General features: G+C 61.8%; 28 protein-coding genes and 1 tRNA gene. 12 read left to right on the forward strand and 17 right to left on the reverse strand.

Features of this window, described 5'->3' with window-relative positions; all coding sequences use genetic code 11:
- Positions 1 to 107: 107 nt before the first annotated feature.
- The 3 genes from LCM4573_RS05760 to LCM4573_RS05770 all read right to left on the reverse strand — a co-directional run bounded on the left by LCM4573_RS05760 (position 108) and on the right by LCM4573_RS05770 (position 3449).
- Positions 108 to 1097 (reverse strand): Hsp33 family molecular chaperone, encoded by a 990-nt coding sequence (locus LCM4573_RS05760; protein WP_071005313.1) that lies wholly within the window; start codon positions 1095 to 1097, stop codon positions 108 to 110.
- A gap of 185 nt (positions 1098 to 1282) precedes the next feature.
- On the reverse strand, positions 1283 to 2200 hold the full coding sequence (argF, locus tag LCM4573_RS05765) for an ornithine carbamoyltransferase (RefSeq protein ID WP_071005314.1): 918 nt from the start codon (positions 2198 to 2200) through the stop codon (positions 1283 to 1285).
- Positions 2201 to 2252: 52 nt separating this feature from the next.
- Positions 2253 to 3449, reverse strand: a complete 1197-nt coding sequence (locus LCM4573_RS05770; protein WP_071005315.1) for an aspartate aminotransferase family protein — start codon at positions 3447 to 3449, stop codon at positions 2253 to 2255.
- A 406-nt stretch (positions 3450 to 3855) separates the two neighbouring features.
- On the opposite strand from LCM4573_RS05770, the gene LCM4573_RS05775 reads away from it, so the two are divergent.
- Both LCM4573_RS05775 and LCM4573_RS05780 read left to right on the forward strand, forming a co-directional pair.
- Positions 3856 to 4386 (forward strand): GcrA family cell cycle regulator, encoded by a 531-nt coding sequence (locus LCM4573_RS05775; RefSeq protein ID WP_071005316.1) that lies wholly within the window; start codon positions 3856 to 3858, stop codon positions 4384 to 4386.
- Between the two features lie 99 nt (positions 4387 to 4485).
- Positions 4486 to 5379, forward strand: coding sequence for a phosphotransferase family protein (locus LCM4573_RS05780; RefSeq protein WP_071005318.1), 894 nt, complete (start codon positions 4486 to 4488; stop codon positions 5377 to 5379).
- Positions 5380 to 5393: 14 nt separating this feature from the next.
- Here the strand turns inward: LCM4573_RS05780 and phoB are convergent, their stop codons facing one another.
- The 7 genes from phoB to phoR form a co-directional block, all read right to left on the reverse strand.
- Positions 5394 to 6077 carry a phosphate regulon transcriptional regulator PhoB gene (gene phoB / locus LCM4573_RS05785; RefSeq protein WP_071005319.1) on the reverse strand — a complete coding sequence of 228 codons (684 nt, stop codon included), beginning with the start codon at positions 6075 to 6077 and terminating at the stop codon, positions 5394 to 5396.
- Between the two features lie 23 nt (positions 6078 to 6100).
- Positions 6101 to 6820, reverse strand: coding sequence for a phosphate signaling complex protein PhoU (gene phoU / locus LCM4573_RS05790; RefSeq protein ID WP_071005320.1), 720 nt, complete (start codon positions 6818 to 6820; stop codon positions 6101 to 6103).
- 41 nt (positions 6821 to 6861) lie between these two features.
- Positions 6862 to 7677 (reverse strand): phosphate ABC transporter ATP-binding protein PstB, encoded by an 816-nt coding sequence (gene pstB, locus LCM4573_RS05795; RefSeq protein WP_071005321.1) that lies wholly within the window; start codon positions 7675 to 7677, stop codon positions 6862 to 6864.
- A gap of 14 nt (positions 7678 to 7691) precedes the next feature.
- The gene (gene pstA, locus LCM4573_RS05800) at positions 7692 to 9011 is read right to left on the reverse strand and encodes a phosphate ABC transporter permease PstA (RefSeq protein ID WP_071005322.1); all 1320 of its coding nucleotides are present in this window, start codon (positions 9009 to 9011) and stop codon (positions 7692 to 7694) included.
- Positions 9008 to 10492, reverse strand: a complete 1485-nt coding sequence (pstC, locus tag LCM4573_RS05805) for a phosphate ABC transporter permease subunit PstC (RefSeq protein ID WP_071005323.1) — start codon at positions 10490 to 10492, stop codon at positions 9008 to 9010. The genes pstA and pstC overlap by 4 nt, the downstream gene beginning before the upstream one ends.
- Positions 10493 to 10655: 163 nt before the next feature.
- Positions 10656 to 11690 carry a substrate-binding domain-containing protein gene (locus tag LCM4573_RS05810; RefSeq protein WP_071005324.1) on the reverse strand — a complete coding sequence of 345 codons (1035 nt, stop codon included), beginning with the start codon at positions 11688 to 11690 and terminating at the stop codon, positions 10656 to 10658.
- Positions 11691 to 11883: 193 nt separating this feature from the next.
- Positions 11884 to 13110, reverse strand: a complete 1227-nt coding sequence (phoR, locus tag LCM4573_RS05815; protein ID WP_071005325.1) for a phosphate regulon sensor histidine kinase PhoR — start codon at positions 13108 to 13110, stop codon at positions 11884 to 11886.
- 217 nt (positions 13111 to 13327) lie between these two features.
- Between phoR and ppk2 the strand changes: the two genes are divergently transcribed.
- Positions 13328 to 14209, forward strand: coding sequence for a polyphosphate kinase 2 (gene ppk2 / locus LCM4573_RS05820; protein WP_071005326.1), 882 nt, complete (start codon positions 13328 to 13330; stop codon positions 14207 to 14209).
- A gap of 6 nt (positions 14210 to 14215) precedes the next feature.
- Here the strand turns inward: ppk2 and LCM4573_RS05825 are convergent, their stop codons facing one another.
- Positions 14216 to 15403, reverse strand: a complete 1188-nt coding sequence (locus LCM4573_RS05825; protein ID WP_071005512.1) for a hypothetical protein — start codon at positions 15401 to 15403, stop codon at positions 14216 to 14218.
- Positions 15404 to 15667: 264 nt separating this feature from the next.
- Between LCM4573_RS05825 and LCM4573_RS05830 the strand changes: the two genes are divergently transcribed.
- The 5 genes from LCM4573_RS05830 (at position 15668) to LCM4573_RS27890 (ending at position 18620) form a co-directional block, all read left to right on the forward strand.
- Positions 15668 to 16624 carry a nitronate monooxygenase family protein gene (locus tag LCM4573_RS05830; RefSeq protein WP_071005327.1) on the forward strand — a complete coding sequence of 319 codons (957 nt, stop codon included), beginning with the start codon at positions 15668 to 15670 and terminating at the stop codon, positions 16622 to 16624.
- Positions 16625 to 16761: 137 nt separating this feature from the next.
- Positions 16762 to 16837: transfer RNA gene (locus LCM4573_RS05835), tRNA-Thr, on the forward strand.
- Between the two features lie 222 nt (positions 16838 to 17059).
- On the forward strand, positions 17060 to 17341 hold the full coding sequence (locus LCM4573_RS05840; protein ID WP_071005328.1) for a hypothetical protein: 282 nt from the start codon (positions 17060 to 17062) through the stop codon (positions 17339 to 17341).
- Positions 17342 to 17411: 70 nt separating this feature from the next.
- Positions 17412 to 17645, forward strand: a complete 234-nt coding sequence (locus tag LCM4573_RS05845) for a hypothetical protein (RefSeq protein WP_071005329.1) — start codon at positions 17412 to 17414, stop codon at positions 17643 to 17645.
- Between the two features lie 660 nt (positions 17646 to 18305).
- Complete coding sequence (locus LCM4573_RS27890; protein WP_131818935.1) at positions 18306 to 18620, forward strand: hypothetical protein; 315 nt, start codon at positions 18306 to 18308, stop codon at positions 18618 to 18620.
- A gap of 155 nt (positions 18621 to 18775) precedes the next feature.
- On the opposite strand, the gene LCM4573_RS05865 is transcribed toward LCM4573_RS27890, so the two are convergent.
- The gene (locus LCM4573_RS05865; RefSeq protein WP_071005333.1) at positions 18776 to 19378 is read right to left on the reverse strand and encodes a hypothetical protein; all 603 of its coding nucleotides are present in this window, start codon (positions 19376 to 19378) and stop codon (positions 18776 to 18778) included.
- A 228-nt stretch (positions 19379 to 19606) separates the two neighbouring features.
- Between LCM4573_RS05865 and LCM4573_RS05870 the strand changes: the two genes are divergently transcribed.
- From LCM4573_RS05870 to LCM4573_RS05885, 4 genes are all read left to right on the forward strand, one after another.
- Positions 19607 to 19924, forward strand: coding sequence for a hypothetical protein (locus LCM4573_RS05870; RefSeq protein WP_071005334.1), 318 nt, complete (start codon positions 19607 to 19609; stop codon positions 19922 to 19924).
- A 110-nt stretch (positions 19925 to 20034) separates the two neighbouring features.
- The gene (locus LCM4573_RS05875) at positions 20035 to 20685 is read left to right on the forward strand and encodes a hypothetical protein (protein WP_071005335.1); all 651 of its coding nucleotides are present in this window, start codon (positions 20035 to 20037) and stop codon (positions 20683 to 20685) included.
- Positions 20682 to 21977, forward strand: a complete 1296-nt coding sequence (locus tag LCM4573_RS05880; RefSeq protein ID WP_071005336.1) for a DNA cytosine methyltransferase — start codon at positions 20682 to 20684, stop codon at positions 21975 to 21977. The genes LCM4573_RS05875 and LCM4573_RS05880 overlap by 4 nt, the downstream gene beginning before the upstream one ends.
- Positions 21974 to 22222 (forward strand): hypothetical protein, encoded by a 249-nt coding sequence (locus tag LCM4573_RS05885; protein WP_071005337.1) that lies wholly within the window; start codon positions 21974 to 21976, stop codon positions 22220 to 22222. Before LCM4573_RS05880 ends, LCM4573_RS05885 begins: the two co-directional genes overlap by 4 nt.
- A gap of 188 nt (positions 22223 to 22410) precedes the next feature.
- Here the strand turns inward: LCM4573_RS05885 and LCM4573_RS05890 are convergent, their stop codons facing one another.
- The 5 genes from LCM4573_RS05890 to LCM4573_RS05910 all read right to left on the reverse strand — a co-directional run bounded on the left by LCM4573_RS05890 (position 22411) and on the right by LCM4573_RS05910 (position 23834).
- Positions 22411 to 22668: a hypothetical protein gene (locus tag LCM4573_RS05890; RefSeq protein WP_071005338.1), complete on the reverse strand. Its 258-nt coding sequence runs from the start codon at positions 22666 to 22668 to the stop codon at positions 22411 to 22413.
- Positions 22669 to 22733: 65 nt separating this feature from the next.
- Positions 22734 to 22994 carry a hypothetical protein gene (locus LCM4573_RS05895; RefSeq protein WP_071005339.1) on the reverse strand — a complete coding sequence of 87 codons (261 nt, stop codon included), beginning with the start codon at positions 22992 to 22994 and terminating at the stop codon, positions 22734 to 22736.
- On the reverse strand, positions 22991 to 23365 hold the full coding sequence (locus LCM4573_RS05900) for a hypothetical protein (protein ID WP_071005340.1): 375 nt from the start codon (positions 23363 to 23365) through the stop codon (positions 22991 to 22993). The genes LCM4573_RS05895 and LCM4573_RS05900 overlap by 4 nt, the downstream gene beginning before the upstream one ends.
- Positions 23362 to 23586, reverse strand: coding sequence for a hypothetical protein (locus tag LCM4573_RS05905; protein ID WP_071005341.1), 225 nt, complete (start codon positions 23584 to 23586; stop codon positions 23362 to 23364). The genes LCM4573_RS05900 and LCM4573_RS05905 overlap by 4 nt, the downstream gene beginning before the upstream one ends.
- Entirely contained in the window at positions 23583 to 23834 is a 252-nt protein-coding gene (locus LCM4573_RS05910) for a hypothetical protein (RefSeq protein ID WP_071005342.1), read from the reverse strand. The genes LCM4573_RS05905 and LCM4573_RS05910 overlap by 4 nt, the downstream gene beginning before the upstream one ends.

Consider the following 23834-nt stretch of genomic DNA (forward strand, 5'->3'; position numbering starts at 1 on the left):
GCTCTCCTACCTCTTGACGCTCGGTATGGCACGTTCCCTCTCCCCGTCAAAGCGGGGAGAGGGTTAAGGGTGAGGGGCAATCACCTGTTCATCGCCATTATTGGAAATCACGCGGCGGCGAATTCCGCCGCGTCGTAGCGGTAGGTGGTCGAGCAGAATTCGCAGGTGACGGCGATCTGACCGTCTTCCTGGCTCGCCTGGATCTCTTCCGCCGTAAAGCCGTCGAGCACGCTCTTGATCTTCTCGCGCGAGCAGCTGCAGCGGTCATGGACCGTCTGCGGCTCGTAGACCCTTACTCCGCGCTCATGGAACAGGCGGAAGAGCAAGCGTTCGATCGCGACCTGCGGATCGGTCAGTTCATCCGTATCGATGGTTTCCACCAGCGTGCTGGCTTCCGTCCAGGCGTCGTCGGCCGCATGATCGCTATCGCGCTCGTCGCCGTCCCCGCCGTGCAGGTCCGGCTGGCGCATCCGCTCCGGAGCCTGCGGCAGGAATTGCGCGACCAGGCCGCCGGCGCGCCAGTTGTGGCGGGCCCTGCCCTCTTCATCGCGATCGAAAAGCTCGGCGACGCCCAGGCGCACCTTGGTCGGGATCTGTTCCGACTGGCGGAAATAGACGCCGGCGATCTCTTCCAGCGAGGAACCGTCGAGCGGCACGATGCCCTGATAGGGCTGCATGCCCCGTCCCTGATCGATGGTGAAGGCGAGCACGCCACGGCCGAGCAGCTCCGGCGGTGAGACCCTGCCCTCCTTGATGGCGACGCCAAGCGCTTCCTCGTCATAGCGGGCATAGGCGCGCAGAGCGTCGGGCGTGGAAAAATCGGCGACCAGCAGATCGACAGGGCCATCGCCCTTGGTCTGCACCGTGAACTTGCCGTCGAACTTCAGGGATGTACCGAGAAGCGCGGTCAGCACCACGGCTTCAGCCAGCAGGCGCGCAACCGGCGGCGGATAATCATGGCGGCCCAGGATCGCGTTCAGCAGCGGCCCGAGCTGCACCGCGCGGCCGCGCACATCGAGTCCCTCCACCTGGAATGGAACGACACGGTCATCTCCGGCGAAGTTCAGATCATTCAGTTCCACAGTCGCTTCCGCCATGACTTACTCCTTGCCGCCGACTCCGAGTTTTACACATGCGCAAAGCCGAGCGGAACCCGCCAAGCGGCACGAAAAGGAGTCGACGATGTCGATTGATGAAACGCCATGCGCGTTACAGCGCTGCGTTCGGAAAGCCGTCAAATGGGGCCTTCCCCAAGAAAATTCAAGGTGCCGACGGAAACCAATCAGACGAGACCGAAGCACCATGCGAGAATGGATTTCTGCGCATGCAGCCGGTTTTCCGCCTCATCGAAGACCACCGACTGCGGACCATCGATCACCTCGTCGGTGACCTCCTCGCCGCGGTGGGCGGGCAGGCAGTGCATGAAGAGCGCATCCTTGTCCGCGTGCTTCATCAGGGCGCCGTTCACCTGATAGGGCTGGAAGATGTTGTGACCCCGCGCCCGGTGCTCCTGGTTCATCGACACCCAGGTATCGGTGACCACGCAATGAGCACCCTCGACGGCGCGTTCGGCATCGTGGCAGAGCATGATATCGCCGCCATTATCGCGCGCCCAGTTCAGGAACTTGTCATGCGGCTCGGAGCCCATCGGCACGGCCATGTTCATGCGGTAACCGAAGCGGGCGGAACCTTCCACCAGGGAATGCAGCACGTTGTTGCCGTCGCCGGTCCAGGCGATCGTCTTGCCGGCGATCGGACCGCGATGTTCCTCGAAGGTCATGATATCGGCCATAATCTGGCAGGGATGCGTATCGTCGGTCAGCGCGTTGATGACCGGCACCGTGGCGTGCTCTGCCATTTCCAAGAGGCGGGAATGATCGGTGGTGCGGATCATGATCGCATCGACATAGCGCGAAAGCACTTTCGCCGTATCGCCGATCGTCTCGGCCCGGCCGAGCTGCATTTCCGTGCCGGACAGGAAGAGGGTTTCGCCGCCGAGCTGGCGCATGCCGACATCGAAGGAGACGCGGGTGCGGGTGGAGGGCTTTTCGAAGATCATCGCCAGCATCTTGCCGGCCAGCGGCTTTTCAGCCGTACCCGCCTTGGTCGCCTGCTTGCGGCTCTTGGCATCCTCGAGGATGGAGCGCAGGTCCGGCGAGGACATGGCGGAAAGATCGATAAAGTGCTTCGGTGCTGCCATTTCCAATTGTTCCCTTGGAGAGGGAACAGAAAATGCTCCCCTCCGAATGCCCTCAGGCCGATTTCTTCATGCGGGCGGCGGAGAGTTTTTCCGCCGCTTTTTCGATACGGGCAAGACCCTCGCGGGCCTCTTCAGCCGTCACCACGAGCGGCGGCAGGAGCCGGACGACATTATCGCCCGCCGGTACGCCGAGGATGTGCTCGTCGCGCATCGCCAACAAGAGCTCGGAGGACGGCACCTTGGCCTTGATGCCGAGCATCAGCCCCTCGCCGCGGATTTCCTCGACGATTTCCGGGTAGCGGTCCTTGAGGCTTGCCAGACCCTGACGGAAGATAAGCGCCACATCGCGAACATGCTCGAGGAAACCGTCTTCCAGCACGACATCCAGGACCGCATTGCCGACCGCCATGGCGAGCGGGTTGCCGCCATAGGTGGTGCCGTGCGTGCCGGCGACCATGCCGGAGGCGGCATCCGCCGTCGCAAGGCAGGCACCGAGCGGGAAGCCGCCGCCGATACCCTTGGCGACCGCCATGATATCCGGCGTCACRCCCGCCCATTCATGGGCGAATAGCTTGCCGGTACGGCCCACGCCGCACTGTACCTCATCGAAGATCAAGAGAAGGCCGTTATCGTCGCAGAGCGCCCGCAGCGCCCGCAGGAAATCCTTGGAAACCGTGCGCAGACCGCCCTCGCCCTGCACCGGCTCGATGAGGATGGCGGCGGTCGCCTCGGTGACGGCCGCCTTCAAGGCCGGAAGATCGTCGAAGGGAACCTGGTCGAAGCCCTGGACCTTCGGACCGAAGCCTTCGAGATATTTCGCCTGACCGCCGGCGGCGATGGTGGCCAGCGTGCGGCCGTGGAAGGCGCCCTCGAAGGTGACGATATGGAACTTTTCCGGATGGCCCTTGGAATACTGGTAGCGGCGCGCGGTCTTGATCGCGCACTCCAATGCTTCCGCACCCGAATTGGTGAAGAAGACCTTGTCCGCGAAGGTCGCGGCGGTCAGCCGGCGGGAGAGCGTTTCCTGGCCCGGAACCTCGTAGAGGTTCGACAGATGCCAGACCTTCTCCGCCTGGCTCTTCAAGGTCTCCACCAGATGAGGATGCGCATGACCCAGCGAATTGACGGCGACACCCGCCGCGAAATCGAGATAGCGCTCGCCGGTTTCCGTGAACAGCCAGACCCCTTCGCCTCGCTCGAAGCGCAGGGGCGCCCGTGCATAGGTGTCGTAGAGCGAGGCTTCGGCCATGGCGACATTCCTCCTTCGGCAATCGCGTTTCTTAGTCGGGCGATCTCGGTGGCAAAAAATCAAAAATGCCGCCCGGAGGGCGGCGCGGGCACTATCCCCATTTCGGGGATTGATGTCAACAAAAGCTCGGCATTTTCGGGCCATCGGCGGCACGTGCCGCAACCGGCACCTGTGACAAAAAAGACTCTACCCGAAAGCAAGTTGGGGAAAACCCGGAAATCGATTCCCGCAGATTCTTCCGACTCTTGCCACGGAGTCAGCCTCACACTAGGTTAAACATCAATTACTAGACTGCATGCGGCGGAACTAGTCACCCAACGTATAGATGTAGTGGCTGGCTCGAATGACTTCGAGCCAAGGGTGAGGGATTCTGCCTGCCGGCAACGTTCAAAGGCGGAGAACGGGCATGAACTGGACAGACGAACGTGTCGAGAAACTCAAGAGACTGTGGTCGGAAGGCCTGAGCGCGAGCCAGATCGCGGCACAGCTCGGTGGTGTCAGCCGCAATGCGGTGATCGRCAAGGTTCACCGGCTCAGCCTGCCCGGCCGCGCAAAGGCCGGCGGCACCGTCGCAACGAGCCGCGCCACCAAGCGCACCACATCCGCTCCGCGCGCTCCGAACTATGCGTCCCGGGTGGCCACCCGGACCGTGGCTCGCRCAGTCGGCGCGACCGTCCTCAAGGAAGAGATCGAAGTCGAAGCCTTCGAGGAGATGGAATACGTACCCGCCGCCAACGTGGTGGTGCCGATCTCCCGCAGGCTTTCGCTGACAGAACTGACGGAACGCACCTGCAAATGGCCGGTGGGCGACCCGCTCAAGGAAGGCTTCCACTTCTGCGGCTGCGACAGCCCGGATTCCTCGCCTTACTGCACCTATCATGCCCGCCTTGCCTACCAGCCGGTGCATGATCGCCGCAAGGCATCCGTCCGCCTCTGAGGCGACGCGCAACGAGCTGAATTGCGATATAGAAGCCGTCCAAACTCGTTTGGACGGCTTTTTCTTTCGAAGGGTTTGCAGCGAGCCTGAAAGACGGAAATGACCGACCTCGACACCTATCGCGCCGCCATTATCGCCACCTTTCCCGAGCTGGCCGGCTCCACATTTCGGCTCGCCACGGCCGGGTGGGATTCCGTGGCGGTGGATGCCGACAACCGCTGGATATTCAAGTTTCCCCGGCACGAGGCCGGCAAAGAAGGATTGCTGCGGGAAGCGGGACTACTGGCGGTGATCCGGCCCGCCGTTTCGCTGCCCGTGCCGGATCTGCGCATCCATCCCGGCCCGCCGCTTTTCTCGAGGCATGAGAAGCTTTCGGGCGAGCATCTGGTGACGGCGGAGTATGAGGCGCTTCCGGAAGCAGCAAGGCAGAAACTCGGCCAGGCGCTCGGGCGCTTCTATGCCGAGATCCATGGGATCGACGACCGGCAGATGGCCGACGCCGGCGCAAGGCCCATCAAACCCTGGCTGTCACCTGACGAGATCCGCGCGAAGGCCCTGCCTGCCCTGCCGGAGGAATTGTGTGCGCTTGCCGCATCGACCATAGACGCATTCGAGACCCTGGGGCCGGACCCCTATGGCGAGACCTACGGCTTTTTCGACGGCCACGGCTGGAACATGGCCTTCGACCATGAATGCCAGCAACTCAACGGCATCTACGACTTCGCCGATTCCGGCTTCGGGCCGCTGCACCAGGAGTTCATCTATTCCAATCTCGTCTCATCGGACCTGACGGCGCGGATCATCGCGGCCTACGAGGCGGAGACGGGACGGCAGATCGACCGGAAGCGGGTCGCRATCCTCTCCGGCATGCACCGGCTTTCCGAGCTCGCCGAACTTGCCGACGATCCCGAGCACGCTCCGGCAATGATCCGGAGCGTGGAATTCTGGGCCGAAACCGTCATGGGCTTCAAGTCAAACGCCCGGCCGCAATAACCGGCCGGGTGAGATCAGGCTTCCATGGAATAGCCCGCGCCGCGGACGGTGCGGATGACATCCTGCATGTTGGAGAAATTGAGCGCCTTGCGCAGGCGTCCGACATGCACGTCGACAGTCCGCTCGTCCACGTAGATATCATGCCCCCAGACGCCATCGAGGAGCTGGGATCGCGAGAAGACGCGGCCGGGCGATGCCATCAGGAATTCCAGGAGGCGGAATTCGGTCGGACCGAGGCGGACTTCGCGGCTCTTGCGGTGGACGCGATGGGTCTCCCGGTCGAGTTCGATATCGCCGCAGCGCAGGACGCTGGAAAGCACTTCCGGACGGGCGCGGCGCAGCATCGCCTTCACACGCGCCATTAGTTCCGGCGTCGAGAAGGGCTTCACGACATAATCGTCCGCTCCCGTCGCAAGGCCGCGCACGCGCTCGCTTTCCTCGCCGCGTGCCGTCAGCATGATGATCGGAAGCCGCTCCGTTTCCGGCCGCATGCGCAGCCGGCGGCAAAGCTCGATGCCGGAAACGCCCGGCAGCATCCAATCGAGGACCAGGAGGTCGGGCACGCGTTCCTGAAGCCGTATCTCGGCTTCGTCGCCGCGCAGGATGGTATCGACCTCGTAGCCCTCGGCTTCGAGATTGTAGCGAAGAAGCACGCTCAGCGCTTCTTCGTCTTCCACGACCACGATCTTGGGCTGCATTCTCACCTCTACTCCGTCAGCATTCACTCACTGGTCAGGACTGCGCCGACGGTATTCGACGTGTCATCCTTCGGACGTTCTCCCTCCGGCTGGGCGCCGGTGGCCATGTAGTAGATGGTCTCGGCGATATTGGTCGCATGGTCGCCGATGCGCTCGATGTTCTTGGCGCAGAACAGAAGGTGGGTGCAGGTGGTGATGTTGCGCGGGTCTTCCATCATGTAGGTGAGGAGTTCGCGGAACAGCGACGTGTACATCGCGTCGATCTCCTCGTCGCGCTGGCGGATGGCCTCGGCCTTCTGCACGGAGCGATTGGAGAAGACGTCGAGCACTTCCTTCAACTGGACGAGCGCGAGTTCGGAAAGATGCTCGATGCCGCGGGCGAGCTTGCGCGGGACGCCGGTGCCCTGCACCGCGATGACGCGCTTGGCGGTGTTCTTGCCGAGGTCGCCGACGCGTTCCAGGTCGGCGGCGATGCGCAGCGTGCCGACGATTTCGCGCAGGTCCGCGGCCATCGGCTGGCGCTTGGCGATCGTGACGATCGCCTTGTCCTGGATCTCCCGCTCCGCGTGATCGAGGATCACGTCGTCCGAGATGACCTTCTGGGCGAGCGCCGTATCGGAATTGACGAGCGCACGGACGGCATCCGCGCACATCTGCTCCGCAAGCCCGCCCATTTCGGAAATGCGGCGCGTCAGGTATTTCAGCTCTTCGTCATAAGCCGACAGGATATGTGTCGAAGCCATGGTCTTATCCTCAAAATTCGGGGGTCACCACCAGAGCCCGATCAGCCGAAGCGGCCCATGATGTAATCCTGGGTGCGCTGGTCATCCGGATTGGTGAACATCTTGTCGGTATCATTCTCCTCGACGAGCTGGCCGAGATGGAACATGGCGGTGCGCTGCGAAACGCGGGCGGCCTGCTGCATGGAGTGCGTCACGATGACGATCGTGTAGTTGGCGCGAAGCTCGTGGATCAGCTCCTCGACCTTGGCGGTCGCGATCGGATCGAGCGCCGAGCAGGGCTCGTCCATGAGGATGACTTCCGGCGAGACGGCAACGGCGCGGGCGATGCAAAGACGCTGCTGCTGGCCGCCCGAAAGGCCCGTGCCGGATTCGTGCAGGCGGTCCTTCACCTCCGACCAGAGGCCTGCCTTCTGCAGGCTCGACTCCACGACCTGGTCCATATCCGCCTTGCTTCTGGCAAGTCCGTGGATACGCGGGCCGTAGGAGACGTTCTCGTAGATCGACTTCGGGAACGGGTTGGGCTTCTGGAAGACCATGCCGACGCGCGCGCGCAGCTCGACGACATCGATTTCCTTGTCGTAGATGTCATCATCATCGAGCGTGATCTTGCCCGTCACCCGGCAGTTCTCGATCGTATCGTTCATGCGGTTGAGGCAGCGCAGGAAGGTGGACTTGCCGCAACCGGAAGGGCCGATCAGCGCCGTCACCGTATTTTCCCGGACGTTCAGGTTCACGTCGAAAAGCGCGCGCTTCTCGCCGTAATAGACCGAAACATCCTTGCCGATCATCTTGTGGGAAACATCACTCATCTTCTGTTCCAACGCCTTCTCAACTGCGGCTTCCGACATCATGTTCATCGTGTCTACTCCTTCTACCAACGCCGCTCAAACCGGCGCCGCAAGAGAATTGCGCCGACATTCATAACCAGGAGGAACAGGAGCAGGATGATGATCGCTCCGGAGGTCCGTTCCACGAAGGCACGTTCCGCCTCGTTCGCCCACATGTAGATCTGCACCGGCAGCGCCGTCGAAGGATCGAGCGGCGTGGTCGGATAGTTTGCCACGAATGCCACCATGCCGATCAAGAGCAGCGGCGCGGTTTCGCCCAGCGCATGGGCCAGACCGATGATCGTGCCGGTCAGGATGCCCGGCATGGCGAGCGGCAGGACGTGATGGAAGATCGTCTGCATCTTCGATGCGCCGAGGCCGAGCGCTGCCGAGCGGATCGACGGCGGCACCGCCTTCAGCGCCGCGCGGGTCGCGATGATGATGGTCGGCAGCGTCATCAGCGTCAGGACGAGGCCGCCGACTAGCGAAGCCGAGCGTGGCAGGCCCATGAAGTTGATGAAGACGGCGAGGCCGAGAAGACCGTAGACGATCGAGGGAACGGCCGCGAGATTGTTGATGTTCACCTCGATCAGATCGGTGAACCTGTTCTTCGGCGCGAACTCCTCGAGATAGATCGAGGCGGCAACCCCGATCGGCAGCGAGAGCACCAGCACGATCAGCATCATGTAGAAGGAGCCGATCAGCGCCACACCGACGCCGGCGGCTTCCGGACGGCTGGAGGCGCCGTTCACGAAGATGCCCGCGTTGAACTGCTTGGCGAGCGCGCCGCTTGCCGAAAGCTCGTTCATCCAGGCGACCTGGCGGTCGCTGATGCGGCGGTTCTGCTCCCCTACCGTCAGATCGACCTGCCCCTTGAAGGCCGAGTCGATATTGCCGTGCGCAAGCAGGGAGACGGTCTGGGTGGTGCCGATGATGGCCGGATTGGCGACGACCATGTCACGGAGCTGCGTGCGGATGCTGTCGGAGATCAGGCCGTTCACCTCGCGGAGCGCCGTGYGGTCGTCGGTCGAAACGCCAAGCACCTTGGCCAGCGCATTGCGCGCCACGTTCGGATAGTTGGCGGTCATCAGCTTGTTGGGATTGCTCTGCCGCTCGTTATCCGGATCGATGATCTGTCCGGAGAACTCCACCGGAATGGTGATCATCGTCTGCTGGAAGGCCGTATAGCCTTTCGAGAAGACCGACCACAGGAGCAGGAAGAGGAAGAGCAGGCCGAAGGAGATGGYGGCAATTCCATAGGCTCGGAAACGGCGCTCGGCGGCGTAGCGGCGCTTGATGCCGATATCGCGCCGCGCGGGCTTCACGCTGGCCGGTATCGCTGCGGGAGTGATTGCGTCGGTCATTCGTACTGCTCCCGGTATTTGCGGACGATATAGAGCGCGTAGATGTTGAGGCAGAGCGTGATGGTGAAGAGCGTGATGCCCAGTGCGAAGGCAACCAGCGTCTGCGGCGAGGTGAATTCGAGGTCGCCCGTCAGCTGGCTGACGATCTTGACCGTCACGGTCGTCATCGGCTCGAAGGGATCGAACTGCATGCGCGCTGCAACGCCGGCGGCAAGAACCACGATCATGGTTTCGCCGATGGCGCGCGACGCGGTCATCAGGATGGCGCCGACGATGCCCGGCAGAGCCGCCGGAAGCACGACGCGCTTGATGGTTTCCGACCTGGTGGCGCCGAGCCCCAGCGAACCGTCGCGGAGCGCGCGGGGGACCGCCGTGATGATGTCGTCCGAAAGAGAGGACACGTAGGGGATCAGCATGATGCCCATCACGAAGCCCGCCGTGATCACGCTCTGGGCCTGGATGAAGTTCTGGTAGTTGCCGGTCGCAAGCTCGTTGATCTGCGCGGAGATATCGCGCAGGAACGGCCCGACCGTGGTGAGCGCGAAAAAGCCGTAGACGATGGTCGGGATGCCGGCGAGCACTTCAAGCAGCGGCTTCGCCACCGAACGGAACCGCGGAGACGCGTATTCCGACATGTAGATCGCCGAGAAGAGGCCGACCGGAACGGCGACCGCCATGGCCACGGCGCCGATATAGAGCGTGCCGGCCAAAAGCGGGATCAGGCCGAACTGGCCTGCGGAGTCGGTCGCGCCGGCGGCCGCGAAACGCGGGTCCCAGACGGTGCCGAAGAAGAATTCGGACGCCGGCACCATGGTGAAGAACTGGATCGCCTCGGTCAGCATCGAGAAGACGATGCCGACGGTTGTCAGGATGGCGATCGAGGACGCGACCACCAGCGCGCCGAGAATGACCTTTTCAACCTGATTGCGGGCGCGGAAGCGGGGCGCGATCCTTCTATAGGCAAGCAGCAACCCGCCGATCGCAACGGCCAGCACGGTAGCGATCATGCCGATGCGGCTCGTGCTGGTCATGCTGTTGAGGGTCTGCGCAGCCTCTATCATATACGGCTCGGGATCGCCGGCGATCGCCACGCCCCTGCTTGCCAGAAGCGGCCGGACATCCGCCGTACCCGCCGTCACCTGCTCCCGCTCTTCCGGCGTCAGCACCTGCAGGCCGCGCGCGATCGTGCTGACCATGCCATAGGCGAGGCTCTGGGCCGCCTGCGGCTGCGCGCGCACCTCTTCGGGGAACTCACAGCGGACGGCCGAGTTGACGACCAGCGGACTGACGGCCAGCCACAGAGCAAGAATAAGAGCCGCCGGAAGGAGCGCCCAAATCAGGACATAGGAGCCGTAATAGCCCGGCCGCGAATGCATGCCGGACGAACGGCCTCCGGCAAGCGCAACCGCCCGGCGCGTGCCTGCGAGATAACTGGCTATGCCGATCAGCGCCAGGATCAGCAAAAGGATCGAAGTATTCATAAGAGGCTTCCTCGGCATGCCATGCGCCGACATTCACGATGCCATGGCGCGTCAATAGCTGTTTCCGGAGCACAGCCGGCGATGACAATACTTGAGATCTTATCTATCCGCCGCAGGCGGCAAAACCCGGCGGGCACCCAATGAGGCGCCCGCCGGTTGTCGATTACATCGTGGTGCCGGCTTCGAAAGYCTTGCGAGCAGCTTCGCGCTGATCATCGGGAGCGGCAACCAGAYCGTATTCCGCCAGCGGAGAGTCGGGGCCTACCATGTCGTCGGACAGGAAGAACTCGACATATTCCTTGAGGCCCGGAATGACGCCCAGGTGAGCCTTCTTCACGTAGAAGTACAGTGGACGGGAAACCGGATACTCGCCGTTGGAGATGGTTTCGGTCGACGGAACGACTTCCGAAACGGTCGCGACCTTCAGCTTGTCCTTGTTGTTTTCATAGAAGGCCAGGCCGAATACGCCGAGGCCGGTCTTGTTGGCGGCGATACGAGCCAGCGTTTCGGTGTAGTCGCCGTCGATGTCGACAGCAGCGCCATCCTTGCGGACTGCAACGCACTTGGCGGCAGCCTGCTTGGCATCGGTGATGGCAGCCTTGATGACTTCCGGTGCGCCGGCTTCCTTGCAGCCTTCAGCCATGATCTTCTCTTCGAAGACTTCACGGGTGCCGTGCTTGGAACCAGGGATGTAGGCTGCGATCGGACCGTTCGGCAGGGTCGGGTTGATCTCGGACCAGTTCTTGTAGGGGTTGGCGACGAGCTTGCCATCGACGACCACTTCAGCGGCGAGAGCCTTGTAGAGATCCTTCGGCTCGATCTTCATGTCGCCATTGCTGGAATCGGTCGCGAAGACGATGCCGTCATAGCCGATCTTGACTTCCTGAACGTCGTTCACGCCAGCTGCCTTGCAGGCGGCCAGCTCGTCTTCCTTGATGGCGCGCGAGGCGTTGGCGATGTCGATCGTGCCTTCGCCCACGCCCGAGCAGAAGGACTTCAGGCCGCCGCCGGTGCCACCGGACTCGACGACCGGAGCCTTGAAGTCCGGGAAGGTCTCGGCAAAGGTTTCAGCGACGATCTTTGCATAGGGAAGAACGGTGGAGGAGCCAGCGATCTGGACCTGATCGCGCGCGGCGGCAGCGCCGGCAAACGCGACGGAGGCCACGAGGGCTGCTGCAGAAAGTTTCACGATGTTCATCAGAAATCTCCCATTATGGGCTTGTGTGAATGCGGCCGTTACCGGCTCTCGCTCTCGCCGACGTTCGGCTCGCCTCTCTTAGCCGCTGTTGCATCTCCCTTTTATGTCAGTTCGATGAAACATTTGTGACAGCTCAATTTATTGGAACCATTGCATAAATTTCAATTATCTCAGGAACCTTCGCGGTTTTATGTCAAAAGCGTACCGTGAAGTCGGTCCCCCTGCCGATTTCGGACCTGACGAGCAGCCTGGCGCGGTGGCGGGTAAGGATATGCTTGACGATCGCAAGGCCCAATCCCGTACCTTTTTTGGACCGGCTGTCGGCCACGCTGACCCTGTAAAACCGCTCCGTGAGACGCGGCACGTGTTCGGCGGGAATGCCGGGTCCCTGGTCGACGACGCTTACCTCGACCGGCTGCGAAGAGCCGTTGCGCAGGTACACGTCGACGGCCTTTCCCTCCTGTCCGTATTTGCAGGCGTTCTCGATAAGGTTTTCAAAGACCTGCACGAGTTCGTCGCGGTCTCCGAGCACTTCTACCTTGCCTTCGGGCAGATGCATGCGGATCTCTACCCCGAGATCGTCGGCCAAGGGCACGAGCGAATCCCTCACATGACCGAGCAGCGGCACGAGATCGACGCTTTCATCCGGGGCGATGTGCGATTTCAACTCCAGCCGCGAGAGCGAGAGCAGATCGTCCACGAGCCTGCTCATGCGGGTRGCCTGATCGAGCATGATGCCGAGAAAGCGGTCCTGCGCTGCGGGATCGGCGCGCGCCGGCCCCTGCAGGGTTTCGATGAAGCCGCGCAATGAGGCGAGCGGCGTGCGCAGTTCATGGCTGGCATTGGYGACGAAATCCGAACGCATGCGGTCGATGCGGCGCAATTCCGATACGTCGCGGAAGGACAGGAGATAGAGCTTCCCCGTCGCCGGATGCGGTTCGGCAAGCTCGATGGGGGCGATCCGCAGGATGAAGACCCGCTCGGAGGGCAAGCGCTCGGAATGTTCGATCTGGTTGGGTTCGCCTGTCGCCATGGTCTCCCGCACCATGTCGAGAATTCCCGGCGAACGGAGGCGGGCGGAGATATGCGAGCCGGGCGGCAGGATGCCGAACGCCTTTTCGGCCGCCCGGTTCTGGAACAGAACGGTCGCGTCGCGGCCGAGCACGAAAGCGGGCGCATCGATTGCACCGAGCGTTGCGACGACCCCCGGCAGCGGATCGGAAACCCGCCGTGGCTCGAAGGGCTCCGCGGCCGGCGCGTCGTCGGGCTCGGCGGTAGGCGCGCGAGCGAGAATGGCCGCCCCTAGCAGGAGCCAGCCGAGCGCGGCCTCGATACCCCCCAACCCCAGGACGAAAGCCAGCAATGCCAGGAGCGAGACGAGGAGGAGCAGAATCCGCTCCCTCTCCACCCTTTCGCCCACAAGGAGGAAAAACGCCCTCCCCGTTTGCCGCCATCTCGTCAGCACTCTTTCCAAAGCCGCAATCCCACATCTCGACCGATGAACGGGCGCTCATATAGCCCTATCATGACAGATATACATTGTCCGAGTGGGGATAGAGTATAAATTGCATTCGCGAACGCCGGCGATGCCGGGTTCACGACACGCCCGCCATCGAGGAAAAAGGGAGAGGACGATCATGGATGCAAGCGGCCAGAGCCGAACGGTGGAACTGGAGATCGGCGGCAAGAAACGCCTCTTCGACATCGACGACCCGAAGCTTCCCGGCTGGATAGAGGACAAGGCGCTCGCCTCGGGCGACTACCCCTATGACGACAAGATGGACAAGGACAAATACAACAAGGAGCTGGAAAAGCTCCAGATCGAGCTCGTCAAGGTCCAGTTCTGGCTGAAGGCCACCGGCAAGCGGCTCATGGCGCTCTTCGAGGGCCGCGATGCGGCCGGCAAGGGCGGCACGATCTTTTCGATCCATGCCTATCTCAACCCTCGTTCGGCACGGGTGGTCGCACTCAACAAGCCGACCGAGAAAGAAGCTGGCGAGTGGTACTTCCAGCGATATATCGCGCATTTCCCGACAGCCGGCGAAATCGTGCTCTTCGACCGCTCCTGGTACAATCGCGCGGGCGTCGAGCCGGTCATGGGCTTCTGTACGCCCCAGCAGTACAAGGATTTCCTGAAGGCAACGCCCCGCTTCGAAGACACGATCGTGGACGAGGGCATTCTCTTCCACAAGTTCTATCTGAGCATCGGCCGCGAGATGCAGCTGAAGCGTTTCCACGACCGCCRGCACGATCCGCTGAAGGTGTGGAAGCTTTCGCCCATGGACATCGCCGCGCTGAACAAGTGGGACGACTACACCGAAAAGCGCGACGTGATGCTGGAAAAAACCCACAAGGAGCAGGCTCCCTGGGTGGTGGTGCGGGCGAACGACAAGCGCCGGGCCCGCATCAACGTCATCCGTCACATTCTCCGCTCGCTGGATTACGAAGGGAAGGACAAGCAGGCGATCGGCGAGATCGACGGCAAGATCCTCGGCACGGGTCCGGGCTTCCTCAAATAGCCAGGTTTATTGGCCGGGCAGAATGCGAACGGAATAGAGGAGGAGCGGCTGATCCGGGCCGTCCAGCCCCGTATTGATGAGGATGCGGCCGGGGCTGTTGGGCGCAAGCGAGCGATCGAAGCTCACCTGGAAGAGAGCGTCGGTCTTCTCCTGCGTTGCGGTGAAGCGGTGGCGCGAGCAATCTCCCAGGCTTCCAAAATCGCAGCGCACCGCCAGATGCACCGAACGGTTGGCGCCGGACTGAAGCGTCAATGCGACGGTCGAGCTCTTGCCGGCCATTTCCCTCAGGAGCTCCACCGGCACCTGGACCGCTACATCGCCGGCCTCGTTCGGCGTAGCGGAAAGGAGACGCACCGCCGGCCCTTCCGAAGCGGCGACGGCTTCCAGCCTCGCCTGGGCGGCCGGCTGAAGCGCCGCCATATTCTGCGGCACGAAGACCTCCGCCCAATCGGCGGAAAAACCCTGCTGCGGATCGAGTTCCGGCGCGCCAATTCCGGCCGCCGGCCGGCTGCCGGCATTGGATGCCTGCCGGATCACTCCCTGCACGATCTCGGAACTGTAGACCCACCAGGCAGCACCACCGAGAACGGCAAGGCAAAGGCCCCAGACGGCAAGCCGCGAGACCCAGCCACGGCGGCGGCGCGGCTTGGCGGCCCGTTCGGGCGGAACGTCGAGGACGCGGTCATCGGGTCCGCCTTTCCTGCGGTCGGCAGGCTTCGGTTCGGATATCGGTTTAGGCGCCGGGTTCGCCCGTTCGGGACGTGCGGCACCAAGGCTGCCGAGATCGCCGGCGAGTGCGGGTGCGGAGGTGGGGCCGGCCGGCTTCGGGCCTGCATCGCGGGTCTGCCCGCCGAGAAGCACGCCTCCGTGCGGCTCCGGTATCCTGGTGGCCGGCGCCACGGGCGGATCGACCGAGAATTGAGCCGAGGGCTGCTGTTGAACAGGCTGCTGCGAAACAGGCGGCGGTGCCTCAGCCCGCGCCACGCGGCCTCGCTCCTCCATCTCGATCTCGCGAATCTTTCCTTCCARCCGCTGCCGCTGGGCCGCCACGACCTGGACATCGGTCACGCCCTGCTTACGCAGCCCCGCATCCAGCGCCTCGCGCGCGGACTGATAGATGCGAGCGCGGATCTCCGCGTCCGTCCGGTCCGAACGCTCCAGCGCATTTCTGATGGCCGTTTCCAAACCGCTCACTGCCGGTCCTTCATTCTTCTTCGTGTTCCGCAGGATCACGGACATTCACGATTGGTTAGTCTTTCCTCCACGGAACTGMAAGCGCGAGGCATTTTCCGCAAGCTTTTCCGTACCCTCCATGGCTCCGCCTTGAAAGCACAAAGCCGGCGATGTTGTTGGCAATACGGCGCATCAGAATTTTTTCCACCGGCTTTTCGCGGGGCGGCGCATCTGCTAGTCATTCTTACGTTTGCGTAAACGTAATTCGGGAGGGTTCATTCCGTCATGCTTCCGCCGGTACTGAAAGACAGGCTACGCCTGCCGGTCGTCGCCTCGCCGCTCTTCATCATTTCGCACCCCGCGCTGACACTCGCGCAGTGCAAGGCGGGTGTCGTCGGCTCCTTCCCCGCGCTCAACGCCCGGCCGGAAAGCCAGCTCGACGAATGGCTGGCGATGATCACGGAAGAACTTGCCGCCCATGATGCAAGGCATCCCGAGCGGCCGGCCGCGCCGTTTGCCGTCAACCAGATCGTCCATACCTCCAACAGGAGGCTGGAACATGATCTGATGCTGTGCGTGAAATACAAGGTGCCGATCGTCATCTCCTCGCTCGGCGCCGTGCCGGAGGTGAACGCGGCGGTGCATTCCTATGGCGGCATCGTCCTGCACGACGTCATCAACAACCGGCACGCCAATTCGGCGATCCGCAAGGGCGCCGATGGGCTTATCGCGGTGGCGGCCGGCGCGGGCGGCCATGCCGGCACGCTTTCGCCCTTCGCGCTGGTGCAGGAAATCCGCCAATGGTTCGACGGGCCGGTGCTGCTTGCCGGAGCGATCGCCACGGGCGGGGCAATCCTTGCCGCGGAAGCCATGGGGGCGGACATGGCCTATATCGGCTCGCCCTTCATCGCCACCGAGGAGGCGCGCGCCACCGACGGCTACAAGCAGATGATCGTCGACAGCAGTGCGGCCGACATCGTCTACTCGAACTATTTCACCGGCATCCACGGCAACTATCTGAAAGGCTCGATCCGGGCGATGGGCATGGACCCGGATGCGCTCCCCGTCGCCGACCCTTCCAAGATGGATTTCGACAAGGCCACGACCGGTGCCAAGGCCTGGAAGGAAATCTGGGGCGCGGGCCAGGGCGTGGGCGCGGTAAACGAGATCGTTCCGGTTTCGGCTCTCGTAGACCGGCTGGAACGGGAATATCTCGCGGCGCGCAAGCGGCTTGCCGCCTGAAGCGACAGGCGGTTGGCCAGGCCGCCACTGCCTTTCTCCAGGAAAATCCATAATCCCGGCAAATCCCGTCTTGAAATCGCGAGACATTGCCTGTATCAGCCGCATCACATTGCAGCCCGGCCTCCGGCGCTGCCCGTGCCGCTTTAGCTCAGTCGGTAGAGCACATCATTCGTAATGATGGGGTCACGTGTTCGAGTCACGTAAGCGGCACCACTTCCTTCCATTTGAAATGGTTGAAGAAATCGCGAAATCCGCGACGCCTCCCGGAATCCACGTCTCCCGAAATGTCTCCCGATTGAGAATTGGTCTGCGGATTTAGTGGAGATGGCGATGATCTGTAAGCTTCCATCGTTGACGCAAGAAACCTTGTAGAATCCAACAATAGACACCGAGCACCAGATCCGGGATATCTCTGGGATCAGCAAGGAGGCCGTTATGGGCATCACCGTTTACGCTTATGCAGTCGATCCCTCCACCAGCACCGTCACCGGATTCGGCAACTCCATCGAGAGCGTCACCGAAGAGCTTCGCGAGGTCCGTGCTGAGATCGCGCTCGAGGACGGCTACGAAGCCCCGACATCGGAGGTCTATGCCTTCGATCTATATCGCCCGGATCTCGATCAGATCCTGTCCGTTCTCAGCGGTGATGCCGAACTCGGCGACCTAATTCTCCGGAACAAACGCATCGTCGCGACGGTCTCTGCAGACACCGCTTGACTCTCCGGCGCGCGAGAACAAAATAGGAACAAAATCCGTTGACTTCGGAAAGCATTCCTAGGAGGTTCTCATGCCACAGCAGCTCGTCCTCGATATTCCTGTCGACGAAACTTACACCCCGCCACCTGTCGAAGTCGATCTCGCCGAATCAGTACTGCGCGCCCACAATGGCGATGCGGTCGCCGCGATTTGGTCTCTGCTCCTCGACGCCGACTTTCTGCGGGACCAGCTCTGGATCGCCAGCAACCTGATGAGCAAAGGCATCTCCCGGGGATGGAAGCCGCAATACGAGCGAGTCCCATGAAGCACCGCCGCGGCATCGACCTGGTCAGGGACGGCACCGACACGGGCTACACCGTCGGTGAAGGAAGCGGACGTGGATCCTCAGGATCGGACTCGAGGGAGCACTATCGTATCGAGGTCTGGAGCGACCCGCCGGAGGCCGAAGGCGAGCTATTGGAGACGATATCCAGATCAACGGACTTCGCGGTGTCGTGCGCGGCGCTTAGAGCAGCCATCCGACAGCGGCCCGGCAAGGTCCTGATCCATCTCAATGGCCGGCATCAGATGTCAGCCGATAAGGCGCCGGATCCTCCTGTCCCGGAGTTCCTGCGGCCGTTAGGGCGGAGACGGCCGCAGTCTTCAAATCATATGATGCAGACAGGATGACGCTGGCGCAGCTCGAGGAATGGTATGTGCTCGGTGGCAAGTGCAGCGCATGTGTCCATAAAGGATTCATCGATCGCTGGGAGCTTGCGCGGCGCGTCGGCAGGCACGCCGTCATCGCGGCTCTCATACCTCGGCTGCGGTGCACAGCGTGTGGCAACAAAGGCAACAACACGTGGATGACGGGTAGGATCAAACGGTAGCGATCGCACTCTCTTAACCTCGCCGGCATTTTAGGGGCTCCAAAGGACTGTGGGTCCGTATAGCGTCGGCATCCCGATCAACAGGAGTGCTGCGTATGACGATCTTCACGAGCCGAGACCCCGCCGGACGAGCCGCTCTCGAACTCGGCCTCCTGACTGCAGGCATCGTCAGTACGCTTGCTGATGCCCACGCTGCCGGAAAGCAGGCTGCCGAAGAGCGCCGTGAGAAGCGCGCGGCATATAAGTATGCGACGGAACTCGCCGAAGCACGTGGTCGTGCTGACGATCTCGGGCGTGTCGCTATGCGAGCTGTCCGCCACGTGGCCGCGCTCGAGGCCGAAGTCCGCCGTCTGCGCACCGCTCTCGAGCAGCGGCAGGCATTCATCGATCGTCAGCGAGGTGCGGCATGAGCATGATCCCTGATATGTCTGATGCTGGTATCGCGGCACAGTTCGGTGACATCGTGAACGAGCTGCCGGAGCTTTTCGAGGCACTGCGACGCTTTGAAATGCAAAACCGCCCGAAGTCGGTTCCGGGCGGTTTCAATGTCAGGGGCAACTCAATCTCAGTGGAGCGTGGCCGGGGTATGCTTCGGATTCAGGTTGGGAACCCCCGGAGCATGAAATAGCTCCCTTTGCACCTGCCTGAACAAGGCCGCGATCTGCTGTCTCTTCATCTCCTCAATCTCTTCCTCGGTCGGGGTCTTCAGGATCTCGACCGCTTCCATTTCCGCGACCGCCTTCGGATACGCTGGTTTCACCGTCTTCGCTTCCAGGCTCCGCGCGCATGCCGCCGTCGTCGACATCCCGAGCTTGCTGAGATCCTCGTCTGACAGCCTCATCAGCCAGTCCTGTTGCGCGAGGTCGAGCGCGGAAAGATCCATCTCAGCGCGAGTTGCGGCATCAGCACGAGCGTATGCGCGGACGACTTCCCCAGGCGACATCTCACGAACGATCGCGTCGACGGCAGCTTCCTGCTCCTCAGCGAGCTTCCTCGCATCCTCGACGTCGGCAACCTGAGTGTTTTGGAATCCTTCCGTGCTCGGAGGCGTGAGCATCCCCATCCAGCGGAGCAGCGGCCCGAAGACGGCTGCCAGCACCTGAAAGAACCCGGCAATCCACTCCAGCGGATTCAGAAACGCCCGCATCGACCTCTTCTTCTTTTCCATGACGACACCTCCTTGTCTTGTCGAGTTTAGGATCCTGTCGGCGGCCGAAAGCGACAAACGCCTGAACTCGCCGGCGGATTTTGAAAAAAGTTAGTTGACGGAGGCCGATATATCCGGGAGCATTTTTGTAAGCCCCGGATGAGATTAGATTTTTTCTTGTCTACGTCAGGGTAGACACACATCATTAATTCAACGGCAGCGAGGAGCTGTTGGAACAAGGAGAAACAAATGTACTACGGAGCATACAACACCCACGCCGACCTCAATCGCGGCAACCACGGCTTCATCAACACGTGGGCGGTGGTCCGGTTCGAGTCGAAGAAGGATCGTGAGGACTTCCTCAGTGCGTTCGAACACAAGGAGGCCAAAGTGGTCACCCGCAAGGAGGCTGAATGGATCCACGAGCGGAACTTTACGTCTATCGGTAAGGAGGTTCCTGTTGGTGGACTCTTTAAAGCGAACACCTACTGGAGCGGCCCCGGTTTCCAGGGGATCGAGTGGGAGGAACTGAGATTCGCGCAGGACTTCTCAACGCGCGCCGCCTGACGATGGYCTCTTGGCTRAGGCCGAAACCTCCTTCCGGGAGGTCGCGGTAGCCAAACTCACAACAGATGACGACGCATCGCAGGGAACACGCATCAACACTAGGAGGTCATATGTATATCGAGAAGACGGCGTCGCCGGAGGCGATCGTCGAACACTACAAAGAGGTCAACATCCTCCTGACTGAGGTGGGATTTAGCACCCGCCGCCGCGCCTCGTTGCTTGGCAAGAGTGCGCAGACGCTCAAGCAATATTCCGTGAGCCCTGAAAGCGCCCAGCATCGTTTGATCCCATCAGCCGATCTCGACAAGCTGCGCGCCACCGCCGTCGACACATTCTGGCACTCGATGACGGTCTTCCTCTCGAAATGGTCTGCGGCAGAAGGCGTTGACGGTCCTCGCGCTCTTCCGCTCGCATACGACGTTGTCGAGCGTGACCACGTCTACGCCGACAGCAGGCACTTCTTCCTCCCGCGGGCGCAAGAACTCGCGGACGAGGCCGGCGGCATGATCTCGGGCCCGCGCGTCATCGATCGCAATCTGCTTCCGAGGCTGACTGGCCGGGCGCTGCTGCGCAGCCRCTGGCGCAAGGCCGTCTTTGCTCTCCGGAAGAAAGTGAAGCCCGAGGAGATCAAGCCGATCCTCATGGGTCTGTCCGGGTACTGCGAATACAGCGTCCTGCGCATTGGCATCGAATACGTGCCGTTCCGGATCCCGCCGCAGGAGTCCTGGATCGCCGCCCTTGAGGAAAGGATCGCGGCATGATGCGCGTCCTCTCGACCTTCAGCGGCATCAGCGCCGCATCGGCCGCCTGGAAGCCGCTCGGTTTCAAGTTTGTAGGATACTGCGAACCCTCCGCCTTCCCGTGCCACGTGCTCAACAAGCGTGTAGAGGCAACGGCTCCGAAGTACCTGCCTCGAGGAAGCGACTTCAACCCGAGGAAATACAGGACGATAGTGGACGGATCCGTCATTAATTTTGGCGACATCACGCAGATCTCGGACGACGATCTCCGCGCGCTGGGTCAAGTCGACGTGCTCGAAGGCGGGTCGCCGTGCCAGGCATTCTCGATCTCGGGGCTGCGAAGGGGACTGAACGACAACCGCGGAAATCTGGCACTGGCATTCGCACGGCTCGCTCTGAGGATGCGTGAAATCAATGGCCTACGCTTCATCGTGTGGGAAAATGTCAAAGGAGTTCTGTCTGATGAAACCAACGGATTCGGCTGTCTCTTGGCAGCCCTTGCCGGAGGAGAAGATCCTCTGGTCGCGCCAGGGAAGAGCTGGCCAAATTCAGGTCACGTGCTGGCCGGGGCAACGGACGACGTTGACGACGTCACCGTCGCCTGGCGAGTGCTTGATTCTCAACGTTTCGGCCTCGCCCAACGACGAGAGCGAGTGTTCCTTGTCGCAAGTTTTGATCCAGCCCTTGATGCCGGATCAGTACTCTTTGAGTACGACGGCCAGACTTGGAATCCTGAAGCGGGCGACCAAACGCAAAAAGAAGATCCCGGAAATCGTGAGACAGGTGCTTCTGGAACCCGGCCCACGGCCCTGATCCGTGGCGACAGTCAGGCATCGCTCTCGCTGGATCCGGATGTAGCGTTCTGTCTGACCGCGCACGAGGCAAAGGAACCGACGACGGTAATTCACCCGAAGACGGTCGGTACACTGTGTGCTAGCGGCGCGGGGCTTGCGAGACCAGCGGGGCAGGCAAACGAACTTGACTTCGTCGTAGTGCACCCACGCATCGTAGGAACCCTACAAGCGCTAAAGCCGAAGGGGTCGTCCGGTAGCGATCTCGACTTCACGATCGTGCATACGGCAGATGGGGGTGGGGAATACGTCTGCCGCCGCCTGATGCCGATTGAATGTGAGAGACTGCAGGGTTTCGAAGAGGGATGGACCGATGTGCCGATGGGCAACAAACCTGCGACTGATGGCAATCGATACAAGGCGCTCGGCAACTCGATGAGCGTGCCTGTAATGAACTACATCGGCTACCGGCTGCTTCGTGCGGTCACCCGCGTCGCYGAAGAAGAAAGGATTGCCGCATGACCAGAGGATCCAAGAAGTCCGCCGCAAAGCAGGTCGCGTACGCGGAGGTCATAAAGGGGCAGCGGACGACGGCGAAGAGGTCGAAAGCACGGTGGATCAAGCATTCGTGGGACGAAAAGACCGACAGCTTGGTTACTCAATGGACGCCCGGGTTCTTTCCGCGAGCCAGTTCGCACTGGCACCGCGAGGGCAGCATCGACGAGATCGAGGCAAGAGAAAATGCAGGGCAGCGGTCGATGTTCTGAAACATAAAAGGYCCCGGAACGCAACAACCGGGGCCTTTGTCCATCCTCAGATGGTACTGAGGCTGTGCGTCTCACCATATCCCATATAGACCCGGTACCGGGTGCGCTAATCGCGGGACTTCGAAAGAAGCCGCCTCATCCGCGACACATGAAGATAGTGTGTGCCGGCGGAGGAGAACGCAAGGGCCTCAGTTGTCCTCGTCCGCCAGGCGGCGAACTTCTGCATCAGTCTGCTGAGTCATATACTGCCCGATGATTTCAGGTAGTCGAGGACGAATGCTCTCGATATCTTCTGGCGAAAATCCTTCCGCTTCGGCATTCGCAGCGAACTGCTCCGCATACTGCTGCGGACGGTTATCATCGCCTTCCTCATCAAGGTAAGACTGCAGCTCGACGTTCTCACCAAGCCATTCGTAGACGTATTCAAAGATGTCGCGGTCGGCCATATGGGCTCCTCTCCGGTTGTAACGCCATAGAGATAAGCACCGTTCGGTCACGTCGCAATGACGAGCTATCGGGCTTCGACAATCCGCTTGACGGTAGCCARCTTCGTGCGGCAATCCTCGCYGGCCGCAGCGAGCTTGACCAAGTACTGCGCGACATCCCGCTGCGACATCCAGGTGGATCCGGCTACGGGCTCTGCTGAGCATGTCAGCAGAGAGTTCGGCACCTCGACCTTCCGCTCGACGACCTTCTCGACAAGGACTTCTTTCGGAGTGGACTGGCAGCCAGTCATCAGGACGGCCGCGACAGGGAGCATCCACACCCTCATGTCCGACCTCCGAAACGCTTGGCGCGCAGCTTCTCGAGCAGCGGCGACACCGGGCCATTTTCCTCGTCCGGGGCCCTAAGTATCTCCCTGACCGTCTCCATATCCCGCGCTGCCGCGGCGGCGATTTCGGCATGCGCGATCTCGAGTTCGGCGACGACACGCAGCCGATCGGCATCTGCCTTGGCGGCTGCTTGGGCATTGGAGTTGGCGGCCGAGATTGCGGCGTCGCGCTGGCTTGTCAGCAGGACATTGGCGGCCTCGGCTTCCTGGAGGTCGGCGACGACGCTTCGATAATGCCAGTATCCGCCGCCGATGAGGGCCAGAACGGCGACGACGAGCGCGATCTTGAATCCATCGAACAATGAGATCATTCGGCGCCTCCCTTCTTCCTGAGATCGAGCAGGCCGGAGGCGACCCAGCTCCGAAGATCTAGGTGGCCGACGCCGATGTAGAGAGCGAGATGTGCGATGGCCGCGCTGCCAACGACGGTGATGACATCGGCGGTCGCGCCCCAAAACGCGAGCGCGAAGATCCCGGCGAGCGACCACGCGGTCAGCTTCTTCGAGTACGAGCGGGACTTCTGCTTGGTCATGCTGCCAACTCCAGATTCCAGCGCATCCCAGTGGCTTCCGAGATCGCCCCGAGCATCTTGATGCAGAGCGGCTCTCCGCGGAGGAGCTTGGCGATGTGGCCAGCGCGGATGCTTGGATATCGCTCTTTGATCTCGACTGCTGTCAGGCCGTGGGCCTGAATGTGTTCGGCGACGGCGACCGAAAGCTGGCTCTCCAGTTCGGAGATTGTGAAGCACTTGTACTTTTCGGGGATGTAGCAGACGCCCAT

This window comes from Rhizobium sp. LCM 4573, assembly GCF_001854865.1.
In the GTDB taxonomy this organism is placed as follows: domain Bacteria; phylum Pseudomonadota; class Alphaproteobacteria; order Rhizobiales; family Rhizobiaceae; genus Neorhizobium.

Bases quoted from the DNA above. Each gene is read 5' to 3' on its own strand.
- LCM4573_RS05910 (WP_071005342.1), bottom strand. From the start codon at position 23,834: ATGGGCGTCTGCTACATCCCCGAAAAGTACAAGTGCTTCACAATCTCC.
- LCM4573_RS05845 (WP_071005329.1), top strand. From the start codon at position 17,412: ATGCCACAGCAGCTCGTCCTCGATATTCCTGTCGACGAAACTTACACC.
- LCM4573_RS05870 (WP_071005334.1), top strand. From the start codon at position 19,607: ATGTACTACGGAGCATACAACACCCACGCCGACCTCAATCGCGGCAAC.
- LCM4573_RS05830 (WP_071005327.1), top strand. From the start codon at position 15,668: ATGCTTCCGCCGGTACTGAAAGACAGGCTACGCCTGCCGGTCGTCGCC.
- LCM4573_RS05900 (WP_071005340.1), bottom strand. From the start codon at position 23,365: ATGATCTCATTGTTCGATGGATTCAAGATCGCGCTCGTCGTCGCCGTT.
- LCM4573_RS27890 (WP_131818935.1), top strand. From the start codon at position 18,306: ATGACGATCTTCACGAGCCGAGACCCCGCCGGACGAGCCGCTCTCGAA.
- phoB (WP_071005319.1), bottom strand. From the start codon at position 6,077: ATGCAGCCCAAGATCGTGGTCGTGGAAGACGAAGAAGCGCTGAGCGTG.
- LCM4573_RS05760 (WP_071005313.1), bottom strand. From the start codon at position 1,097: ATGGCGGAAGCGACTGTGGAACTGAATGATCTGAACTTCGCCGGAGAT.
- pstB (WP_071005321.1), bottom strand. From the start codon at position 7,677: ATGAACATGATGTCGGAAGCCGCAGTTGAGAAGGCGTTGGAACAGAAG.
- phoU (WP_071005320.1), bottom strand. From the start codon at position 6,820: ATGGCTTCGACACATATCCTGTCGGCTTATGACGAAGAGCTGAAATAC.
- LCM4573_RS05905 (WP_071005341.1), bottom strand. From the start codon at position 23,586: ATGACCAAGCAGAAGTCCCGCTCGTACTCGAAGAAGCTGACCGCGTGG.
- argF (WP_071005314.1), bottom strand. From the start codon at position 2,200: ATGGCAGCACCGAAGCACTTTATCGATCTTTCCGCCATGTCCTCGCCG.
- LCM4573_RS05865 (WP_071005333.1), bottom strand. From the start codon at position 19,378: ATGGAAAAGAAGAAGAGGTCGATGCGGGCGTTTCTGAATCCGCTGGAG.
- LCM4573_RS05840 (WP_071005328.1), top strand. From the start codon at position 17,060: ATGGGCATCACCGTTTACGCTTATGCAGTCGATCCCTCCACCAGCACC.
- LCM4573_RS05885 (WP_071005337.1), top strand. From the start codon at position 21,974: ATGACCAGAGGATCCAAGAAGTCCGCCGCAAAGCAGGTCGCGTACGCG.
- LCM4573_RS05890 (WP_071005338.1), bottom strand. From the start codon at position 22,668: ATGGCCGACCGCGACATCTTTGAATACGTCTACGAATGGCTTGGTGAG.
- pstC (WP_071005323.1), bottom strand. From the start codon at position 10,492: ATGAATACTTCGATCCTTTTGCTGATCCTGGCGCTGATCGGCATAGCC.